Below are 18,870 nucleotides of genomic sequence, written 5' to 3' on the forward strand. Positions count from 1 at the left end.
CGACGTATTCATACTTGTGCGATCACGATCATCGTCATGAACCGAGCAGAGAAGGCGGCCCTCCAGCTGCAGGCGGTCGCCGTGTTGCGGATGCTAAAAGAGACGCGAACGTACGAGGAGCTCTCCGAGGTGACCGGGCTCCCGTCGGGCGATTTAAACCGGTACGTGAACGGGCACGTCCTGCCCGGCGCCGACCGGGCGAGCGAGGTCGTCGAGGCGGTCGGACGCGAAGCGCTCGCCGACGAGCTGGTCGCCCGCGTCGAGTTCGACGAGGAGGGGTACGTCGACAACTCCGGCGTCGTCTTCGACCAGTCGTTCCTCGACCTGGTCGCTCCGGTCGCCGCGGAGACGTTCGAGTTCGAGTCGCCCGACGTCGTCCTCACCGCCGCCACCGACGGGATCACCCTCGGCGCGGCGATGGCCTCCTTCTTCGACGCCCGGCTCGCCTACGCCAAGAAGTCGAAGGAGACCGCGGTCGAGGAGTTCATCGAGTCGCGCCAGCGGCTCGCCTCCGGGATCGAGCTCACCTACTACCTCCCCGCCAGCGCGATCGACGCCGGCGACACCGTCCTCGTCGTCGACGACCTGATCCGGTCGGGCGAAACGCAGGAGCTCCTCCTCGACATCGCCCTCCAAGCCGACGCCCACGTCACCGGCGTGTTCACCCTCATCGCCGTCGGCGACGAGGGGATGGAACGCGCGCGTGAGATCACCGACGCCCCGGTCGGCGCGCTGACGACGTTCGAGTAGGCGCGCACTCGCCGGTGAGCGAGCGTTCTCGCGACGAGTAGGCACGTTCGCGCATTTTACTCGGACTATTGACTGCTTTTTCGCCGGATTCATACACATTCGTGTATATTTCTCGCGGGCGTTCAGCAAGGCTTATTACTCGATCGCGAGGTAGCCACACCTGTTCAATGGGGCTTACAGACACGCTGGCTGCCCGGTTCGACGTGGCGGCGCACGACTCCGACGTCCGTACGGAGCTGGTCGCGGGGCTCACCACCTTCCTCGCGATGTCGTACATCATCGTCGTGAACCCGTTCATCCTCGCCGAGGCGATCCAGATCCCCGGCTACGAGTTCTTCGAGGTGGTCCAGATGATCGCCATCGCGACGATCCTCTCGTCCGCCCTCGCAACGCTGGTGATGGCGCTGTACGCCAACCGCCCGTTCGGGCTCGCGCCCGGGCTCGGGCTCAACGCCTTCTTCGCGTTCACCGTCGTGCTCGGGCTGGGGATCCCGTGGCAGACGGCCCTCGCCGCAGTGTTCGTGGAAGGGGTTCTGTTCATGCTCCTCACCGCGGTCGGCGCCCGCGAGTACGTCATCCGGCTGTTCCCCGAGCCGGTGAAGCGCTCTGTCGGGGCGGGTATCGGCCTGTTCCTGCTGTTCATCGGCTTCCAGGAGCTCCAGATAGTCGTCCCCGACGACGCGACGCTCGTCACGCTCGGCGGGATCTTCGGGAACCCGTGGGCGATCTTAGGGCTCCTCGGGCTCGTGTTCACCTTCGGCCTCTGGGCGCGCGGGGTCACGGGCTCGATCGTGATCGGCATCCTGACGACCTCCGTCGTGGGGTGGGGGCTCACCTTCGCCGGATTCTTCGAGCGCGGCACGGTCACGCCGGAGACGCTCCCGAGCGCCCAGTACGACATCTCGCCGCTCGCGGGGGCGTTCGTCGAGGGACTGGGGCAGATCGAACCGCTCACGTTCGTCCTGGTCGTGTTCACGTTCTTCTTCGTCGACTTCTTCGACACCGCCGGGACGCTCATCGGCGTCTCGCAGTTCGGCGACTTCCTCGACGAGGACGGCGACCTCCCTGACATGGACAAGCCGCTGATGGCCGACGCGGTGGGGACGACCGCCGGCGCGATGCTCGGCACCTCCACGGTGACGACGTACATCGAGTCGTCGACCGGCGTCGAGGAGGGCGGCCGCACCGGCCTGACCGCGCTCGTCGTCGCGCTGCTGTTCGTCGCGTCGCTCGCGGTGATCCCGGTCGTCGCCGCCATCCCGGAGTACGCCTCCTTCATCGCGCTGATCGTCGTCGGCGTGATGATGCTGCAGGGGCTCGTCGAGGTCGACTGGTCGGACCCGGCGTGGGCGGTCTCCGCGGGGCTCACGGTCACCGTGATGCCGTTCGCGTACTCGATCGCCGACGGACTGGCGGCCGGCATCGTCGCCTACCCGCTGATCAAGGTCGCGGTCGGCGAGTACGACGAGGTCGCGCTCGGCCAGTACGTCATCGCGGCGCTGCTGGTGCTCTACTACGTGCTGCAGACGCGCGGCGTCATTCTGTAGGCCGAACGCCGCCCGTGCGCGCCGCGCGCACCGTCCGCCGTACTTCTTTACGCGTCTACGCCTAAGGGAGGGTGATGACGGATCTGACGCTCTACGAACTGGAGGGCTGCCCGTACTGCGCGAAAGTGAAGACCAAGCTCGCCGAGCTCGACCTCGAGTACGAGTCGGTGATGGTGCCGCGCTCGCACGGCGAGCGCACCGAGGTCGAGGCGGTCAGCGGCCAGACCGGCGTGCCCGTCCTCGTCGACGAGGCCAACGGGATCGAGGGGATGTCCGAGAGCGACGACATCGTCGAGTACCTGGACGAGACGTACGGAAACGCGAGCTGAGGCGGGAGCGACGGACCGCCGTCGGGCGGCGGCAGTCGGCTCTCAGACGGCGTTCCGCGGTCCCGATCGCGAGGCTATTTATCCGGCGGTCGCCACGTGCCCAGCGTGCGACTCGTCCACCGCAGTGAGCGGCTCGAAGACGGCTCGGGGGTCGAAGAGGGCTCGGAGATCGGTGACGGCTCGGGAGTCGGTGACGGCTCGGGAGCCGACGACGCCACCGAGGCGACCGCCGACGCCGACCGCGAGCCGACCGTCCTCGCCGCCGACGTCGAGGTCGCCCGGTCGACGCTCGAACAGGGCCGCGGCCTGATGTTCAGGCGCTCCGTCCCCGACGGCTACGCCCTCGTGTTCCCGTTCGACGGGGCCGACACGCAGTGGCTCCACATGCTGTTCGTCCCGTTCGCGATCGACGCGCTGTGGCTCGTCGACGGCGAGGTGCGGAAGCGGAAGCGGCTCGCCCCGTTCGTCGGGCTGGGACGCGGGCGGGCGGACACGGTCGTCGAGCTCCCCGCGGGCGCCGCCGACGGCGTCAGCGTCGGCGACGAGGTCCGGCTCGTCGAGTGAGGGGATCGACGGCCCTGAACGGGTCGAATCCTACTCCTCGTCGGGCGTCCGGAGCTCGATCTCGATCCGCGTGCCGCCGGTCGACGCGGAGCTGATGTCGAAGCTGCCGCCGCCGGCGGTGACGATCCAGTTGACGTACCAGAGCCCCAGTCCGCTCGCGTGCTCCAGCGGCGTCTCCTCGCCGGTGAGCACCGCGCGCTCGGCGGGCGGGATCCCCGGCCCGTCGTCGGCGACGACGAGCGACGTCCACGACTCGCTCGGGAGCTCGGCGGCCGCGACGGTCACGGAAGGGCGGGCCGCGTCGCTGTGGCGGACCGCGTTGTCGACGAGCTCCCCGACCGCCTCGGCGAGGTAGCCGACCGCCGACACCGTGATCCCGTCCGGGACGTCGACCTCGATGTCGGCGCGCTCGCGGAGCTCCGGCGGAAGCCCCGCCAGCGCCTCGTCGACCGCGGTCGCGAGGTCCGTCGGCCGTGGGGTCGGCCGGTCGGCGAGCAGCCGCTCGACCCGGCGGGAGGTCTCCCCGACGCGCAACAGCCGCTCCGCGGTGTCGACGACGCGCTGGAGTTCGGCGGCGAGCTCCGGGTCATCGACCTCCGCGATCGCCCGCTCCGTGAACCCCGTGACGACGTTGAGGTCGTTCCGGAAGTTGTGCCGGAGCACCCGGGTCAACACGGCGAGCCGCTCCTCCCGCAGCGACGCCTCGGTGACGTCCTCGCCGACCCCGACCGCGCCGACCACCTCGTCGCCGTCGGTGACGGGACCGAGCGAGAGCCGGTACGGGACGCGCTCGCCCGAGCGGGTGACGAGCGTCGCCTCGCACTCGGCGCCCGCCCCGTCCCCGTAGACGGACTGGAGCGCGTCGGCGACGGCGTCGCGGGTCTCGTCGTCGAACAGCGACGTGAGCGCGGTCCCGGAGAGCTCCCCGCCCTCGTATCCGGCGTCCGCGGCGAACCGGTCGTTCCACCGCGAGAGGGTGCCCCGCGCGGTGCACTGGAACAGGGCGGCCGGGACCGTCGACGCGATCGCGTCGACAGTCCGGAGCTGCGACCGGAGCCGCTCCTCGGCGGTGACTCGGTCGGTGACGTCGGTCAGGCCGACGATCAGCCACTCGCGGCCGGCGACCGTCGCTTCCCGGACGGCGAGTTCGAGGCGCCGCGTCGGGGCGCTCGCGACGGTCCACTCGAAGCGGGTGACGCCCTCGGCGTCGTGCGCGGCGGCGGCGGCCGCGCCGACCGGCTCGCCGGCGACCGTCGTCTCCGCCTCGCCGAGGTCGTCGAGGCCCATCAGCGTCAGCGTGCCGCGGTCGCGGTCGAGCAGGTCGGAAGCGGGGGGGTTGGCCGCGCGGATCGCGCGGCTCTCCGGGTCGCACGCGAGCGTCGGCGTCGGGATCGCGTCGACGAACGAGCGAAGGACTGGCGGGACCGCGTCGCCGTCGGGAGCGGTCAGCGACCCCTCCTCGGTCGGGCGGCCCTCCCCGGCCGCGCGGTTACCCTCCGCGCTCCGCTTCTCCTCGCTATCGCGACCCATACGTAAATCACCTGACGCGTCCCGCGTTTATGTGCCTGTGGGTCGCGCCTCGGAGGCGAGCGCGGCCGTCTCAGTCTGCCTTCGCCTGCCAGTCGCGGACGGTGTCGGCGCCGACACCGTCGACGTCGGCCGCGAGGTCGTCCGGGTCGGCGGACTTGAGCGCGTCGACGCCGTCGACGCCGGCGTCCTGCAGCTTCGCGGCGGTCTTCTCGCCGATCCCCTCGACCGTCTGGAGCTCGGAGCCCTCCTGCCGGGCGGTGAACTCGCGGTAGTTGCAGATCGGGCAGCCGAGCTCCCACGGCTCGTCGCCGGAGTGGACCCGGAGGTGCGGGAGGCCGTGCTCCTCGCAGGTCTCGTCGGTGACCTCGATCTCGCCGCGGCGGGGGAGCGGCAGCGAGTAGTCGCAGTCGGGGTAGCGCGTGCAGCCGACGAGCCGAGAGCCGGAGCGGAGCCGTTTGATGGCGAGTTCTCCCCCGTGCTCCTCACCACAGTCGGGACAGACGCCGATCACCTCGTCCTCCTGGTCGTCGGCCTCGTCGGCCTTGCACTGCGGGCAGCCGTGGACGAACGTCTTCCGGCCCGCGAGCATCTTCACGTGGCGGAGGTCGTGCTCCTCGCAGGTCTCGTCTAAGATGAGCGGCTTGCCCGTGGAGGGGAGCGGGAGGGTGTGCTCGCAGTCGGGGTAGCCGTCGCAACCGACGAAGTACGAGCCCTGCCGGGACTTCCGGACGAGCAGGTCCGAGCCGCACTCGGGACAGGGGCCGAGGGTCTTGTCCGCCTTCAGCGACTGCTGGAGGTGATCGCCGACGGCCTCGCGGGACTCGGTGAGGTCCTCGAACACGCGGTCGAGCAGCTCGCGGGACTCCTCGGTCACCTCGTCGTACCCCTTCTCGCCGGCCGCGATCGCCTGCATGTCGCGCTCCAGCTGGGCGGTCATCTCCTCGCTGACGATGTGCTCGGCGAACTCCTCGGCCGCCTCGACGACCGCCTCCGCGAGCCGGGTCGGCCGCGGCGGGTCGCTCTCGATGTAGTTGCGGTCGTACAGCTTCTCGAGGGTGCGGTGGCGGGTCGCCTTCGTGCCGACGCCGCGCTTCTCCATCTCCTCGATGAGCCGGGACTGGCCGTACCGGCGGGGCGGCTGGGTCTCCTTCGCGTCCGTGCGGCGACCGTCGAGCGCGAGCGTTTCACCGACCTCCACGTCGGGGACGATCCGCTCGTCGCTGGAGCGGTACGGGTAGACGTCGTGGTAGCCCGCTTCCAGCAGGCGCTTCCCGTTCGCCTTCAACCGGAGCCCGCCGTCCGCGGCGAGGTCGGCCGGGCCGCTCGCCTCCTCCGGGTTCCGGAGGGCGGCGGTCCCGTCCGCGCGGCGGGCGATGTCGGTCGCCTCGCCGTTCGCGAGCGCGACGACGCGGAGCCGCTCCCACGTCGCCGGCTCGGCGCAGGTCGCGAGGAAGCGGCGGACGATGAGCTCGTACACCTCCCACTCGTCCTCCGAGAGGTCAGAGGCTGAGGGAAGCTCACCGGTCGGGTGGATCGGCGGGTGGTCGGTCGTCTCCTCGTCGCCCTCGGTGGGCTCGATCTCCGCCCGGTCGAGGAGGCTCTTCGCGTCCGTCCCGAACGTCGAGGCGGCCGAGAGCTCCTCGATCAGCTCGCGGGGCTCCAAGTCCTCGGGGTACACCGTGTTGTCCGTCCGCGGGTAGGTGACGTAGCCGGCGGTGTACAGGTCCTCCGCGAGCGACATGGCGCGCTGGGCGGAGTAGCCGAGCGAGCCCGCCGCGCGGATGAACGCCGTGGTGTTGAACGGAGTCGGCGGGTCGTCGGTGCGGGTCCGGCGGCGCACGTCGTCGACGACGGCCTCGTCGGCCGCCGCCAGCGCCTCCGTGAGCACCTCGGCGACGTCGCCGTCCCAGACGCGCTCGGCCTCGTTGCCCTCGTCGTTTAAGTAGAAGTAGCGCGCCTCGAACGGGTCGCCGCCGGACTTCGTCAGCTTCCCGTACAGCTCCCAGTACGACTCGGGGTCGAACGCCTGGATCTCGCGCTCGCGGTCGACGATCAGCTTGAGGGTCGGGCCCTGCACCCGGCCGACCGAGATGAAGTCGTCGCCGAGCTGGCGGGCGGATAAAGAGAGGAAGCGGGTGAGCGCCGCGCCCCACGTGAGGTCGATCACCTGGCGGGCCTCTCCCGCGGCCGCTAAATCGAAGTCGAGCTCGTCGGGGTTCGCGAACGCCTCGTTGACCTCGTTGTCGGTGATCGAGGAGAAGCGGACGCGCTCGATCGGGGCGTCCTCGTTCACCTCGCGCACCAGCTCGTACGCCTCCTTGCCGATCAGCTCGCCCTCGCGGTCGTAGTCGGTCGCGATGACGACCCGGGAGGCGTTTCGGGCCAGCTTGCGGAGCGCCGCGACGATCCCCTCCTGCGTCGGCTCTTTCGTGACCGGCGCGTCGATGAGCTCGACCGGCTCGACGTCGCGCCAGTCGTTGTACTCGGCCGGGAAGTCGACGCCGACCACGTGGCCCGAGAGGCCGATGCAGCGCTTGCCGCCCCACTTGTACACGTTGACGTCGTTCTGCCGCTCCGTCGTCGCGGACTCGCCGCTCAGGATCTCGGCGATCCGGCGCGCCGCGTTGTCCTTCTCCGTGATTATCAGTTCGGGGCCGCGACTCATTGCCCTGCGGTAGGCCGCTCTCCCGTCTAAAGGTTTCGTGACACAACTTAAGATCGCGCGCGCGTACTGTAGGCCGGTCGTCGAGCCGGGCCGGTCGCGGAGACGGACCGCTCGTCGAGCCGGGCCGGTCGCGGAGACGGACCGCTCGTCGAGCGCGCCCTACTCCTCGTCGTCCTCGTCCGGTTCCGTCGGCACGCCGCCGAGGTTCCCGTCCTCGTCGAACAGCTTGGCGCGGAGGAACCGCGCGCGGTAGCGGTTCGCGCCCTCCTTCGTGTCGGCCTCGCGGATCTCGTCGACCCGCCCGTCGGCGACCGCCTCGATGATGTCCTCCACCTGCTCCTTCTCGCTCGGCGTCAGGTCGAACTCGTACGTTCGGGGCTCCTCGCTCTCCAGTCGCGTCCACTTGCGGGCCGCCGAGACGACCACCGAGCAGGGCTCGCGGCAGGGGAAGACGCCGTCGCCGCCGTCGACGTCGAGGTCGGTCTCGTCGTCGTACTCCCACTCGCGGCGCTTCAGGCACTGCGAGTCGTCACAGCACGCCTCCGCGACCCAGTCGACGTGCTCGTGCCCCTCCCCGCGGTCCCACGTCTTCACGACGCCGTAGATGCCCGACTGGCGCTCCATCGTCTCGCTCCAGTGGTTCACGTCGAGCTCGCCCTCGCGCTCGCGGTGCCAGTTGGCGACCGTCGCGGGGTAGATCGTCTCGACCGCCTCGTAGGCGTCCCGCGGGCCGAGGTCGGGGAAGACCCACCCGCCCGCGAGCGACGGCGCGGTCTTGAGGGGGCGGTACCGTCCCTGTTCGTCGTACGTGACCAGATCGCGGGCGTCGAGCGGCTCCTCGTGGGCGTCGAGCTCGTCGACCGGGACGCCGGCGTCGTCGGTGTGGCGTACGTCGTACCGGCGCTCGCCGCGGTCGGTGAGAGTGGCCGTAATCCGCAGCTCGCCCCACGCGCGCTCGATCCCCTCCGCGAGCGCGGCGTATCGGGTCGCCACCGTCGCGCCGTCGGCGTCCTCCAGCCAGCGCAGGAACGCCCGACGGGGGCCGAACTCGCCGACGACGCGCGCGAAGACGTACCAGTCCGTGACCGCGGGGGCGCGCTCGGCGAGCGCCTCGTGGAGTTCGCCCTCCGTCAGCCCGGTGCGGCGGTCGCCGTCGGCGAGGACGTACCGGTCCTCGTCGATGTCGCCCCGGAGGTCCGGGGCCACGCTGAACCCCTCGAACCGGAGCGGATCCCCGGGGGTGTGGTCGCCGAGCGCGTCGATGACCGCGTCGAAGGCGTCGCTCGGCAGGTCGATGTCGGGAACTTCTGACTCGGCGGCGAGCGCTGCCGGATCCGCGGCGGGGTCGGCCACGGTCAGTCCCCCGTGGCGACGCGGGTGGTCTCGCGCACGTCGTCGAGCGCGGTCCCGAGGTCGGCGCCGGCGTCGGCCGCGCGCTCCAAGACGACGTCGGCCATCAGAGGCTCGGTGCCGACGGCGCCCGCGTACCAGACCCGGGTGCCGTCCACCTCGGTCGGGACGTCGTACCCCTCCGTGTGGTCCTCGCAGAGCCCGACGTCCTCCGGGATGTCCTCCTGCGTGTGGTAGCCGTCGGCGATGAACAGCGGGACGAGGACGACGTCGTCGCTCTCGAAGAACTCCGGGAGGTCGTCGACCTCGGGGTCCTCGTCCATGTACAGCGCCTGCACCTCGTCGAACCGGTCGCGCTCGGCGATCCGGTCGGCGTGGTACTCGATCGCCTTCGCCGAGTTCTCGTTGCGCTCGGTGCCGTGGCCGACGACGGCGAGCCCAAACTCCTCGCCCACGTCGGGGTCGCCGGTGACCGACTCCGCGCGTCGGACGATCACGTCGGTCATCGCGCGGTGGGTCCCCACGGGGCCGCAGTAGTGGACCTCCCGCCCGATGTCCTCGGCGACGAGCGTGGCCTGATCCGCGGAGAGGCCGTCGGAGCCCCACTCGGAGACGTCCCAGCCGTCGAGCCGGAGCTCGCGGGGGATCACCTGCTCGGTGAAGTACCCCTCCGAGACGAACAGCGGGACGACGTAGATCTCATCGCCTTCGACGGTGCGGAGCACCTCCCGGAAGTGCGGTTCCTCTTTCCAGAAGCCGGTCTTCACCTCGTCGAACGCGCCGGTCGCGCGGATGGTGTCCGCGTGGTCGTACGTCGGCGCGCTCGACTCCGGATTGAGGTGCGAGCCGTGTGCGACGATGACGAGCGACTGCATACCCATGCTGGGGGCGCGCCGCTCTTAGGGACTTCGGAGCGTACGGGTTCGCGGGAAGCCGACCGCGTCTCGCCTGCCTCGCCCGCCGACCGAAATCGCCATGCCGGCCCGCGCCGCAGTCCGGACCATGTCGCTGGCAGCCGACACCCGCGAAGCGGCCCGGGCCCGCCCGTTCGTCCTCGACGCGCTCCGCGCGGGCGCGTTGAACCACAGCGCCGCCGCCGAGTGGCTCGCGGAGGAGGCCGACCTCGGTGGCGACGGCGACGCCGACACCGATGCGATCGCGACCGCGCTCCGCCGGTTCCGCGAGGAGCTCCCGGCGTACGCGACCGCCGAGCGCGCCGCGAGCGTGTCGATGCGGAGCGGGGTCGGGGTGGTCGAAGGTCCCGAGGACGACGACTCCGTCGACGCCGACCCACTCCTCCGCGTCGGCGGCGCGGCGGTCGTCTCCGAGGGGCGCGACACGGCGATACTCGCGACCGGCGACGTCGACGCCGCGGCGCTCGCAGTCGTCCTCCGCCGCCTCGACGCCGTCGGCGTCGCCGTCGCGGCCGCGGGGGTCGCCGGGGACGCGATCGTCGTCGTCGTGGGCCGGCGCGACGGGGCGACCGCCGTCCGGGTCGTCGAGGCGGCGCTGGCGGCGGTGCCGACCGACGGAGCCGGCGGCGCGGACGGATGAGACCCCGCATGCTTTTTTAATATCGTCTGATAGGTAGAGTCGATGAACGCCGTCACCCTCGGTCCCGCCGGCACGTACTCACACCGTGCGGCGCGGGCCGTCGCCGCCGAGGTGTCGTTCCGCGAGTCGGTCACCGCCATCGTCGACGCCGTCGCAGCCGGCGAGTTCGAGCGGGGGGTGGTCCCCATCGAGAACAGCATCGAGGGCTCCGTCACGGAGAGTCTCGACGCGCTGGCGGACTTCGACGTCGCGGTCACCCGCGAGGTCGTCACCCCGATCCGGCACGCCCTCCTCGCGCAGGGGTCGGAGTTCGAGGTCGTCGCCAGCCACTCGCAGGCGCTCGCGCAGTGCCGCAACTGGCTGGAGGCCAACTACCCGAACGCCGGCCTCGAAGCGGTCGCCTCCACCGCCCGCGGGGTCGAGCGCGCCCGCGAGGACTCCCGAATCGCCGGGATCGGGCACCCGGACAACGCCGGCGACGATCTCGAGATCCTCGCCGAGGACATCCAGGACCGTACCTCCAACGCGACCCGCTTCCTCGTCGTCGCCCCCGAGTCCGCGCGCTCCGACGCCGGCGGGAAGACGACCCTCATCGTCTACCCGAACGCGAACTACCCCGGGCTCCTGCTGGAACTGCTGGAGGCGTTCGCCGACCGCAACCTCAACCTCTCGCGGATCGAGTCGCGGCCGAGCGGCGAGCGCCTCGGCGACTACCTCTTCCACTTCGACGTCGACGCCGGGCTCTACGAGGACCACATGGCGGCCGCCGTCGGGGACGTCGAGGCGATCGCCGACAACGGGTGGGTGAAGGTGCTCGGCTCGTACGACACCGAGCACGTGCTGGAGTAGGGGATCTCCCACCGGGTCTCGGAAGCCCCCAGACGCCCCGGAACCGGTCCTGAGCTCCCCCCGCACTGCCGGGGCACGTCGACGTTCGACTCGCGACGAAATGCGGGCTAATTCGGGCCTCTTTGATGCGGAAGTATGGTTACTTTCACCAAATAAGTAAATACATATTGAAACATCTGTCTCGGTGGGTACATCCCATGAACGCTAACAGACGGACGGTACTGAAGGGCGTCGGCGCGGGAACAGTAGCGTTGCTCGGTGGAGTCGGCACGGGAGCGGCCAAGCCGCCGAGTCAGGGCGACACGGTCGTCGACGTGGCGAGCGGAGACGAGCGTCTAGAGGTGCTCGTCGCCGCGGTACAGGAGGCGGGCCTCGTCGAGACGCTGAGCGGGAACCGCCAGCTGACCGTGTTTGCACCGACCAACGAGGCGTTCGGGGACGCTCTCGAGGCGCTGGGCGCCGACAGTCTCGACGATGTCGACGACGAGGCCCTGGCTAACATCCTCACGTACCACGTCGTCCCCGGCCGCCGGAAGGCGAACTCGATCGTGAACGCCGACAGCGTCCCGACGCTGAACGGCGCGAAGGTCGACGTCGACGGCACCGACCTCAACGGCGACCAGGCCGACATCGTCGACACGAACATCGAGGCGTCGAACGGCATCATCCACGTCATCGACGGCGTGCTGCTGCCGTAGCGGGTCGACGCACCAGATGGTCCCCGTCGACGTTCGCGCCCTCCGCCAGCGTGGTACGGCCATCCACGCGTTTATATGCCACACCGTCGTTGCCTTCAGTCGATGGAGCCGGTGCTCTGGCAGGTGTTGGCCGGGACCCGCGGTGGACCCAATCGGGCCCGCCTGCTCCGGGCGCTCGACGAACGGCCGCGGAACGCCAACCAGCTCGCCGAGGACCTCGACCTCGCGTACAAGACCGTCAGACACCACCTCGAGGTCCTCGAGGAGAACGACGTCGTCGAGAGCACCGAACAGAGCTACGGTGCGGTGTACCTCCCGACCGACCGCACCCGCGATCACTGGGAGACCGTCGAGGAGATCGTCGATCAAGTGGAGTGAGCATGACTCGAACCTGGAACGCAACGACTGACGGCGGAATCGACGGGGGCGCGGAATGACCCTCACGCTCGACGTGGCGCGAGTCGCCGCGGCGGTGAACATCCTGCTGCTGCTCGTCCTCGTCGGCATCTGGGGGCGGAACTACCTCGAGATCCGGTCGAAGCACACGCTCGGATCGGCGGTGTTCGCGCTCTTCCTGCTGGCCGAGAACGCGCTGGCGCTGTTCTACTACCTCAACCCGCCGCAGATGTCGACGCCGGCGGTCCGGGCGATGATGTACCTCCAGATCCTCGAGTTCGTCGGGATCGCCTTCCTCGTCTACGTGACCTGGGACTGAGTCACGCACGGTCGATCGTCGCCGTCCACCGTCTCGATCCGACGCGTGTCCGGGCGAACCGGTTCGTGCCCGACCGGCCGACGGCCCGCTCGTCCTCACCAGTCGTCCTCCCACCACTCGTCCGGTCCGGAGTCGGCTCTGGCCCGGTTCGCCTCCTTTCTCCACTCCTGATACTTCTCCTCGTGCTCGACGTCGAACTCGTCGAGACGTCGGCCGGCCGGATACGGCCGGTCGGTCTCTTCGTAGTGAGACAGGATCTCGCCGGCCGCGTTCCGCAGCGCCCCCACCCTCGAGTCGCGGAGGTCCCGGACCGCCTCCTTCGCGCGCCCATCGTTGGCGGCGAGTTCCCCCAACGCGAGCACTCCCCACAGCTCTGACTCGTCCCCTTGCGGGTCGAGCATCTCGACGACCCTCGGGGCGTATCGCTCCGCGCTTCCGGGAAGCTCCCGACTGACGTGCGCCAGGACGAGGGCCGGGATCGTCCAGAAGTACTGGTGTCGCGGCCGCCAGTCGTCGAGCGCGACGGCCTCCCTCTCGCGGTCCGGGTCCAGTTCCCCCAACAGCGTCTCCTCGTACGCCCTGGCTTCGAGCGGGGCGTCACGCGCCAATCGCTCGACGACGAGCAGCAGGCGTTCCTTCCGGTGTTGCGAGTAGAGGCCGAACAGGCGCTCGTACAGCTCCCCGTCCCCGCAGTCGAGCTGCGACCAGAAGCTGCTTCGCCTCCCCGGGTTCCTGGTCGCGTCGAACAGGCTGTCGACCAGCGTCCCCGCTGTCTCCCGATCGACCGACGGGTTTCCCTCGAGCAGCTCGACGATCCTCGTCGCATTCGGCGAGTCCTCGCGTTTCACCAGCATCTCCAGTTCCCCCGGCGGCTCGCGCGAGTACAGTGTGCGTCCCGTCAGCGCCAGGAACCCTACGGACAACACGACCGTCGCGATGCTCTTGATGACGTCGCCTCCCCCGATGGCGTCCAGGACGGACAGGATCAGCCCGCCGCCGAACAGGTACGCGAGGCAGTACAGCGCTATCGTCCGGAGCTGACTCTTGACGTACCAGTAGTAGCGTTTGAGCCGGTTCATACGGATCGCCTTCCTTGGTGTATGTTGACATTTGACAATACACTTTATAAAACTTCGGCGGACCGTCGTAGTCGCGATACCGTCGACGACTCGACCGGACGACTACTCGAACCGGTACGTCGCCCCGTCCGGCCCGTCCTCGATCTCGACGCCGACCTCGCTGAGCGCGTCGCGGAGGTCGTCGGCGCGTTCGTAGTTGCCGGCGTCGCGCTCGGCCTCGCGCACGTCCAGCACCAGCTCGACCAGTTCGCCGGCCAGCTCCACGTCGCCGTCGGTCTCGGTCTCGAACTGGAGCCCGAGCACGTCGCCGCCGAGCGCCTCGAACGCCTCGACCGCCTCGCGGAGCGCGCGGTAGTCGTAGGCGGCTCCCGACTCGTCGTCGCCGGTCACGCTCCCGCCCGCCCCGTCCACGTGCCGGTTCACCGCGTCGGTGAGCTCCAGCAGCGCGGCGGTCGCCTCCCGGAGGTTCAGGTCGTCGTTCATCGCCGCGGCGAAGTCGTCGCGGGCCGTCTCGACCGCCTCGCGGAGCTCGTCGTCGGTCGCCTTCGCGCGGGCGTCGACGGAGTCGAGCGCGTCGACGGCGCGGTCGTAGGTCCGGGAGAGCCGCTCCCAGCGCTCCTCGGCCTCCGCGATCGTCTCCTCGGTGAGCGCCTGCTCTGAGCGGTAGGCGGCCCCGGCGTAGAACGTGCGGATCACGTTGACGCCGAGCTCGTCGAGGGCGTCCGGGACGGTCCAGAAGTTGCCGATCGAGGAGGACATCTTCTCGCCCTCCATCTCGAGGAGGCCGACGTGGAGCCAGTGGCGGGCGAACGTCTCCCCGGTCGCCGCCTCCGACTGCGCGATCTCGTTCTCGTGGTGGGGGAAGACGAGGTCGCGGCCCCCCATGTGGATATCGAGCGTGTCGCCGAGGTGCGTCGTCGACATCGCCGAGCACTCGACGTGCCACCCCGGGCGGCCCTCGCTCCACGGCGACTCCCACGTCTCGCCCTCGGGGACGGCGTCGCCGTGGTCGTGTTTCGCGTGCTCGCGCGCGGCGGTCTCGCTCACGCCGTCCGCCTTCCACAGCGCGAAATCCGACGGGTTGCGCTTCTCCGACCGCTCGTCCGGTTCGCCCTGCGCCTCCAGCTCGTCGACGTCCTGGTTCGAGAGCTTGCCGTACGCCTCGAACCTCGTGACGTCGAAGTAGACGGAGCCGTTCGACTCGTAGGCGTACCCCTTCTCGACGAGGGTCTCGACCAGCTGGCGGATCTCCGGGACGTGTTCGGTGACGCGGGGATACACCTCCGCGCGCAGGAGGTTCAGTCCGCGCATCGCGTCGAACGTGGTCGCGGTGAACGCCTCGGCCACGTCGCGCTCGGCGGTCCACTCGTCGCGCTCGCCGACGCGGGCCGTGATCTTCTCGTTGACGTCGGTGACGTTCTCGACGTGGCGCACGTCGTAGCCGAGGTGGTCGAGCCACCGGTGGAGGACGTCGGCGTGGAACCAGAGCCGCGCGTGCCCGAGGTGAGGGTCGTCCGACACCGTCAGGCCGCAGACGTACAGCGTGACGTCGCCGTCGGCCGTGAACTCGACGCGCTCGTCTGCCAGGGTGTCGGTAACGACGAGACTCATTAGCGGGTGATTGCCGGGGTGAGAGTTTTAAATCGTCGGATCGCGCGAGGGTACGGTGACGAGCACACTGAGTGGTCCCGTATTCGTTTATAAATAATCGGCATTAACGACGGACCGCCAGCGAACACCGCCAAAGCCCCAGCCGCGAGGACTCGCGCACCTCGTTGCGCTCCTCGCTCGGTCGCTACCGCTCCCTCGCTGCGGTGCTTCCGTCGGTGTGCTTCGTCCTCGCGACTGCCCCTTTGAGTCCCGCCCCGCACAGCACCGCACCTCACGCCTCCCCAACCTCGTCGCTCGCTCGGGGCTCCCTTCGGTCGCCCGCTTCGCTCTCGACTCACTCGCACGCGCTCCTCGCGCCCTTATCAGGGCGCTCGGAGGCGCGCGCCACCGCAGTTCGATTTATAAACGAACGACCCAACCTCACCCTTCCTGCGTCGTCCACTCGACCTCGTACCCCGCCTCGCGCACCGATTTCAGGACGCGGTCGACGTGGGCCGGGCCGTTGGTCTCCACCTCGAACACGAGGTCGGCGTCGCCGACCGGCAGGTCCGGCCGGCTGCGCTCGTGGCGCACCGTCCGGATGTTCGCGCGCTCCGCGCCGATCAGGGTGGCGATCTCCCCCATCGTCCCCGGGGTGTCGTCGATCCGGACGGACAGCTCGATCAGCTGATTGCGGTCGACCAGCGCGTGGGTCACCACCTCCTTCAGCGTCGTGACGTCGATGTTGCCGCCGCAGAGCAGCGGCACCACCGTCTCACCGGCCAGATCGAGTTCGGCGACGACGTCGTCGTCGAGGAGGGCGGCCGCCGCGGTCGCGCCCGCGCCCTCGATCAGCTGTTTCGCGCGCTCTAAGAGGAGCAGGATGGCGTTCGCCACGTCGTCGTCGCTGACGACGACCACGTCGTCGAGATGCTCCCGTAAGAGCCCGAAGGTGAGCTCGCTCAGCCCGCCGGTCGCGATCCCGTCCGCGATGGTGTCCGGCTCCTCGCGCGTCACGAGCTCGCCCGCCCGCAGGCTCTCCGAGAGCGTCGACGCGCCCGCGGTCTGGACGCCGACCACCCGCGTCTCCGGCGAGCGAGCCTTGACTGCGGTGGCGACCCCGCCCGCGAGCCCGCCGCCACCGACCGGGACGAGGACGGTGTCGACCGCGGGCACCTGGTCGAGCACCTCCAGCCCGAGCGTGCCCTGGCCGGCGACGACGTCCGGGTCGTCGAACGCGTGGACGAACCGGACCCCCGGCTCGTCGACCAAGGTCCGGGCGTGCGACATCGCCTCCGGGAACGCGCTCCCGCGAAGCACGACCTCGGCGCCGTACCCGCGGGTCGCCTCGATCTTCGCCGCCGGCGCCGACTCCGGCATCACGATCGTCGCGTCGATCCCCGCGTCGGCCGCGGCGAGGGCGACCCCCTGCGCGTGGTTGCCCGCGCTCGCGGCCACCACGCGGTCGATCCCGGAGGCGTCGCCGGCGTCCTCGTCCGAGGCGCCCCCGGCGACCGCTAGCGAGATCGCGTTGTACGCGCCGCGGGGCTTGAACGAGCCGGTGCGCTGGAGGTGTTCCATCTTCAGCCGGACGTCGGCGCCGCACCGCTCGCTCAGCGACCGGCTCCGCTCGACCGGCGTCCGCTGGACGATATCGGTCGCGCCGGTCCGGTCCGCGGCGGCCTCGACGTCCGTGATCGTGACGGAGGACATGACGGCGGTGTTCGCGAGACCGGCTCAAAAGGACTCGGATGGGGAACGCCGATATCGGCGGTCGCTACCGCTTCCCGAGCGCCTCCTCGAAGACGCGCTGCGCGCGCTCGTACCCCTCGTTCCGGTCGACGATCGGGTGCGGGTAGTCGGGCGCGAGTCGCTCCCGCTCGCCGTGCGAGAGCGTCGGCCAGTCGACGACCTTCCCGGCGGGCACGTCGCGAAGTTCGGGGACGTACTCCTTCACGAAGTGCGCCCCGTCGTCGTACTTGCTCATCTGGCTCACCGGGTCGAAGATCCGCACGTCGACCGAGTCGGTGCCGGTGGACGCGGTCCACTGCCACGCGCCGTGGTTCGAGGCGTAGTCGTGGTCGATCAGCTGCTTGGTGAAGTAGCGCGCCCCCCGCCGCCAGTCGATCAGGAGGTGTTTGGTGAGGAAGCTCGCGACGACCTGTCGCGGCCGGTTGTGAACGTACCCCTCCGCGTTCAGCTGGCGCATCCCGGCGTCGACGAGCGGGTAGCCGGTCTCGCCGCGCGTCCACGCCTCGAACGCCGCGTCGTCGTCGCGCCACGTGATCTCGTTCGGGAACGACTTGTAGTTCGACACTCCCAGGTCGGGGTTGTAGTAGAGCAGGTGGTACATCTGCTCGCGCCACGACAGCTCGTACAGGTACTTGTCGACGTTGCGTCGGTCGCCGCCGGTCACGGCCTCGGAGGCGTCGCTCGCGCCGGCCCACACCTTGCGGATCCCGATCGCGCCGGTCGCGAGGTACGGAGACAGCCGGGAGACCGCGTGGGTGGGCGCCGCCACGGCGCGCCGGAGGTTGTCGCGGGTGTCGTTGTACGACGCGATCCCGTGCTCGAGGAAGTCGTCGAACCGATCGCGGGCGGCCTCGTACCCCGCCGCCGGGAGGTCGATGTCGGCGTCCGGCTCGGAGACCGTCTTCCCGTCGCGTACGGCCGCGAGCGACTCGGGGTCGGGCTCCGGGTAGGGGCCGGACTTGGGGACGGCTTCCCAGTCGTCGTGGAACCGGCTGTGGTTGGCGTAGCGCTCCGCCAAGCGTCCGGGATCGACCAAGACGGCGTCGGTCCGCGCGTCTGTCGCCACCCCGGCGTCCGCGAGCGCGTCCTCGACCGCCCGCTGCCGATTGCGTCGGGCCGGGCGGTAGTACTCATTATAAAAGACGATCTCGGCGCCGTGCTCGTCGGCGAGACCGACCAGGACGTCCTCGGGGTCGCCCGCGCGGACGACGAGGTCGCTGCCGAGCTCCCGGTAGCGGGCCTCCAACCGCTTCACGTGGCGGAGGAAGAAGGCGCGCTGGCGCGCCCCCACCGTGCCGAACAGGTCGTCGTCGTAGACGAAAACGGGGACGACAGCCCCCGCGCGTGCGGCCGCCGCGAGCCCGGCGTTGTCACGGGTGCGCGGGTCGCGTCGGTGCCAGAACAGCTGCATGAGACTGGTACGGGCTCGACCGGATAGTGTCCTTCGGCCGGGGACCGCGTCCCGGCGCCGCCGCGACAGCGCTCCACCCGAAATCCACCCGTGCGCTTAAGCCGACGAGCCCGAAGCGAAGGTATGGAACCGCTCGTTATCGCCATCCTCGTCGGCGTCCCGCTCGCGTGGCTCGTCGGCTTCGCCGCGTACGTCTACGTCGACGCGCCGAAACACGGGATGAACCGCGAGAAGTGGGCGCTCATCGCCTTCGTCGTCCCGCTGTTCGGCCTCTTCGCGTACCTCTTCGAGCGCGACGAGCAGTCGTACGACCCGTCAGAGGACCCGTACGCCGGCGGGAGCGACGCGCGCAAGGCCGGCCTCGCCGTCCACGAGCGGCGGCGCGGCGAGAAGCCGCTCGGGCCGGCAGGGACCGAGGCCGACGACGACGAGGACGACGGCGGCGAGTGGGACGACCCGCCGGGCGTCGACCTCGACGAGAACTGAA

The 18,870-nt window shown here is 70.2% G+C and carries 18 protein-coding genes; 10 read left to right on the forward strand and 8 right to left on the reverse strand.

The genetic code is table 11. The features are described from left to right. Positions 1-36: 36 nt before the first annotated feature. The 4 genes from Hrr1229_RS05380 (at position 37) to Hrr1229_RS05395 (ending at position 3,190) form a co-directional block, all read left to right on the forward strand. Complete coding sequence (locus Hrr1229_RS05380; protein WP_123113843.1) at positions 37-750, forward strand: phosphoribosyltransferase family protein; 714 nt, start codon at positions 37-39, stop codon at positions 748-750. Between the two features lie 167 nt (positions 751-917). Next, a complete protein-coding gene (locus Hrr1229_RS05385) occupies positions 918-2,297 on the forward strand; it encodes an NCS2 family permease (protein ID WP_123113842.1) in 1,380 nt (459 codons plus the stop codon). A 74-nt stretch (positions 2,298-2,371) separates the two neighbouring features. Continuing rightward, the gene (locus Hrr1229_RS05390; RefSeq protein ID WP_123113841.1) at positions 2,372-2,626 is read left to right on the forward strand and encodes a glutathione S-transferase N-terminal domain-containing protein; all 255 of its coding nucleotides are present in this window, start codon (positions 2,372-2,374) and stop codon (positions 2,624-2,626) included. Between the two features lie 309 nt (positions 2,627-2,935). Continuing rightward, entirely contained in the window at positions 2,936-3,190 is a 255-nt protein-coding gene (locus tag Hrr1229_RS05395) for a DUF192 domain-containing protein (protein ID WP_123114908.1), read from the forward strand. Positions 3,191-3,220: 30 nt separating this feature from the next. Here the strand turns inward: Hrr1229_RS05395 and Hrr1229_RS05400 are convergent, their stop codons facing one another. The 4 genes from Hrr1229_RS05400 to Hrr1229_RS05415 all read right to left on the reverse strand — a co-directional run bounded on the left by Hrr1229_RS05400 (position 3,221) and on the right by Hrr1229_RS05415 (position 9,610). Continuing rightward, positions 3,221-4,720, reverse strand: a complete 1,500-nt coding sequence (locus Hrr1229_RS05400) for an ATP-binding protein (RefSeq protein ID WP_123113840.1) — start codon at positions 4,718-4,720, stop codon at positions 3,221-3,223. Positions 4,721-4,790: 70 nt separating this feature from the next. Next, entirely contained in the window at positions 4,791-7,385 is a 2,595-nt protein-coding gene (locus Hrr1229_RS05405; protein WP_123113839.1) for a DNA topoisomerase, read from the reverse strand. Positions 7,386-7,544: 159 nt separating this feature from the next. After that, entirely contained in the window at positions 7,545-8,738 is a 1,194-nt protein-coding gene (locus Hrr1229_RS05410) for a DR2241 family protein (protein WP_123113838.1), read from the reverse strand. A gap of 2 nt (positions 8,739-8,740) precedes the next feature. Beyond that, a complete protein-coding gene (locus Hrr1229_RS05415) occupies positions 8,741-9,610 on the reverse strand; it encodes a CbiX/SirB N-terminal domain-containing protein (RefSeq protein ID WP_123113837.1) in 870 nt (289 codons plus the stop codon). A 127-nt stretch (positions 9,611-9,737) separates the two neighbouring features. Between Hrr1229_RS05415 and Hrr1229_RS05420 the strand changes: the two genes are divergently transcribed. The 5 genes from Hrr1229_RS05420 to Hrr1229_RS05440 all read left to right on the forward strand — a co-directional run bounded on the left by Hrr1229_RS05420 (position 9,738) and on the right by Hrr1229_RS05440 (position 12,551). Further along, positions 9,738-10,289 (forward strand): hypothetical protein, encoded by a 552-nt coding sequence (locus Hrr1229_RS05420; protein ID WP_123114907.1) that lies wholly within the window; start codon positions 9,738-9,740, stop codon positions 10,287-10,289. A gap of 42 nt (positions 10,290-10,331) precedes the next feature. Continuing rightward, positions 10,332-11,138 carry a prephenate dehydratase gene (gene pheA / locus Hrr1229_RS05425; protein ID WP_123113836.1) on the forward strand — a complete coding sequence of 269 codons (807 nt, stop codon included), beginning with the start codon at positions 10,332-10,334 and terminating at the stop codon, positions 11,136-11,138. 197 nt (positions 11,139-11,335) lie between these two features. Beyond that, positions 11,336-11,836, forward strand: coding sequence for a fasciclin domain-containing protein (locus tag Hrr1229_RS05430; protein WP_123113835.1), 501 nt, complete (start codon positions 11,336-11,338; stop codon positions 11,834-11,836). A 102-nt stretch (positions 11,837-11,938) separates the two neighbouring features. Further along, positions 11,939-12,214, forward strand: a complete 276-nt coding sequence (locus tag Hrr1229_RS05435; protein ID WP_123113834.1) for a winged helix-turn-helix domain-containing protein — start codon at positions 11,939-11,941, stop codon at positions 12,212-12,214. Positions 12,215-12,269: 55 nt separating this feature from the next. Next, entirely contained in the window at positions 12,270-12,551 is a 282-nt protein-coding gene (locus Hrr1229_RS05440; protein ID WP_123113833.1) for a hypothetical protein, read from the forward strand. Positions 12,552-12,646: 95 nt separating this feature from the next. Here the strand turns inward: Hrr1229_RS05440 and Hrr1229_RS05445 are convergent, their stop codons facing one another. The 4 genes from Hrr1229_RS05445 to Hrr1229_RS05460 form a co-directional block, all read right to left on the reverse strand. After that, positions 12,647-13,630 (reverse strand): hypothetical protein, encoded by a 984-nt coding sequence (locus Hrr1229_RS05445; RefSeq protein ID WP_123113832.1) that lies wholly within the window; start codon positions 13,628-13,630, stop codon positions 12,647-12,649. 102 nt (positions 13,631-13,732) lie between these two features. Next, complete coding sequence (gene cysS / locus Hrr1229_RS05450) at positions 13,733-15,241, reverse strand: cysteine--tRNA ligase (RefSeq protein WP_123113831.1); 1,509 nt, start codon at positions 15,239-15,241, stop codon at positions 13,733-13,735. A gap of 420 nt (positions 15,242-15,661) precedes the next feature. After that, entirely contained in the window at positions 15,662-16,933 is a 1,272-nt protein-coding gene (gene ilvA / locus Hrr1229_RS05455) for a threonine ammonia-lyase (protein ID WP_123113830.1), read from the reverse strand. Positions 16,934-16,997: 64 nt separating this feature from the next. Beyond that, positions 16,998-18,383 carry a deoxyribodipyrimidine photo-lyase gene (locus tag Hrr1229_RS05460; protein ID WP_123113829.1) on the reverse strand — a complete coding sequence of 462 codons (1,386 nt, stop codon included), beginning with the start codon at positions 18,381-18,383 and terminating at the stop codon, positions 16,998-17,000. 123 nt (positions 18,384-18,506) lie between these two features. On the opposite strand from Hrr1229_RS05460, the gene Hrr1229_RS05465 reads away from it, so the two are divergent. Further along, positions 18,507-18,869 carry a hypothetical protein gene (locus Hrr1229_RS05465; protein ID WP_123113828.1) on the forward strand — a complete coding sequence of 121 codons (363 nt, stop codon included), beginning with the start codon at positions 18,507-18,509 and terminating at the stop codon, positions 18,867-18,869. The last annotated feature ends 1 nt before the right edge of the window (position 18,870 follow it).

This window comes from Halorubrum sp. CBA1229, from assembly GCF_003721435.2.
Lineage (GTDB): Archaea > Halobacteriota > Halobacteria > Halobacteriales > Haloferacaceae > Halorubrum.

Excerpts from the sequence above, each read along its gene's own strand:
- Hrr1229_RS05380 (WP_123113843.1), top strand. The coding sequence starts at position 37 with ATGAACCGAGCAGAGAAGGCGGCCCTCCAGCTGCAGGCGGTCGCCGTG.
- Hrr1229_RS05385 (WP_123113842.1), top strand. The coding sequence starts at position 918 with ATGGGGCTTACAGACACGCTGGCTGCCCGGTTCGACGTGGCGGCGCAC.
- Hrr1229_RS05390 (WP_123113841.1), top strand. The coding sequence starts at position 2,372 with ATGACGGATCTGACGCTCTACGAACTGGAGGGCTGCCCGTACTGCGCG.
- Hrr1229_RS05395 (WP_123114908.1), top strand. The coding sequence starts at position 2,936 with ATGTTCAGGCGCTCCGTCCCCGACGGCTACGCCCTCGTGTTCCCGTTC.
- Hrr1229_RS05400 (WP_123113840.1), bottom strand. The coding sequence starts at position 4,720 with ATGGGTCGCGATAGCGAGGAGAAGCGGAGCGCGGAGGGTAACCGCGCG.
- Hrr1229_RS05405 (WP_123113839.1), bottom strand. The coding sequence starts at position 7,385 with ATGAGTCGCGGCCCCGAACTGATAATCACGGAGAAGGACAACGCGGCG.
- Hrr1229_RS05415 (WP_123113837.1), bottom strand. The coding sequence starts at position 9,610 with ATGCAGTCGCTCGTCATCGTCGCACACGGCTCGCACCTCAATCCGGAG.
- Hrr1229_RS05420 (WP_123114907.1), top strand. The coding sequence starts at position 9,738 with ATGTCGCTGGCAGCCGACACCCGCGAAGCGGCCCGGGCCCGCCCGTTC.
- pheA (WP_123113836.1), top strand. The coding sequence starts at position 10,332 with ATGAACGCCGTCACCCTCGGTCCCGCCGGCACGTACTCACACCGTGCG.
- Hrr1229_RS05430 (WP_123113835.1), top strand. The coding sequence starts at position 11,336 with ATGAACGCTAACAGACGGACGGTACTGAAGGGCGTCGGCGCGGGAACA.
- Hrr1229_RS05435 (WP_123113834.1), top strand. The coding sequence starts at position 11,939 with ATGGAGCCGGTGCTCTGGCAGGTGTTGGCCGGGACCCGCGGTGGACCC.
- Hrr1229_RS05440 (WP_123113833.1), top strand. The coding sequence starts at position 12,270 with ATGACCCTCACGCTCGACGTGGCGCGAGTCGCCGCGGCGGTGAACATC.
- Hrr1229_RS05445 (WP_123113832.1), bottom strand. The coding sequence starts at position 13,630 with ATGAACCGGCTCAAACGCTACTACTGGTACGTCAAGAGTCAGCTCCGG.
- cysS (WP_123113831.1), bottom strand. The coding sequence starts at position 15,241 with ATGAGTCTCGTCGTTACCGACACCCTGGCAGACGAGCGCGTCGAGTTC.
- ilvA (WP_123113830.1), bottom strand. The coding sequence starts at position 16,933 with ATGTCCTCCGTCACGATCACGGACGTCGAGGCCGCCGCGGACCGGACC.
- Hrr1229_RS05460 (WP_123113829.1), bottom strand. The coding sequence starts at position 18,383 with ATGCAGCTGTTCTGGCACCGACGCGACCCGCGCACCCGTGACAACGCC.
- Hrr1229_RS05465 (WP_123113828.1), top strand. The coding sequence starts at position 18,507 with ATGGAACCGCTCGTTATCGCCATCCTCGTCGGCGTCCCGCTCGCGTGG.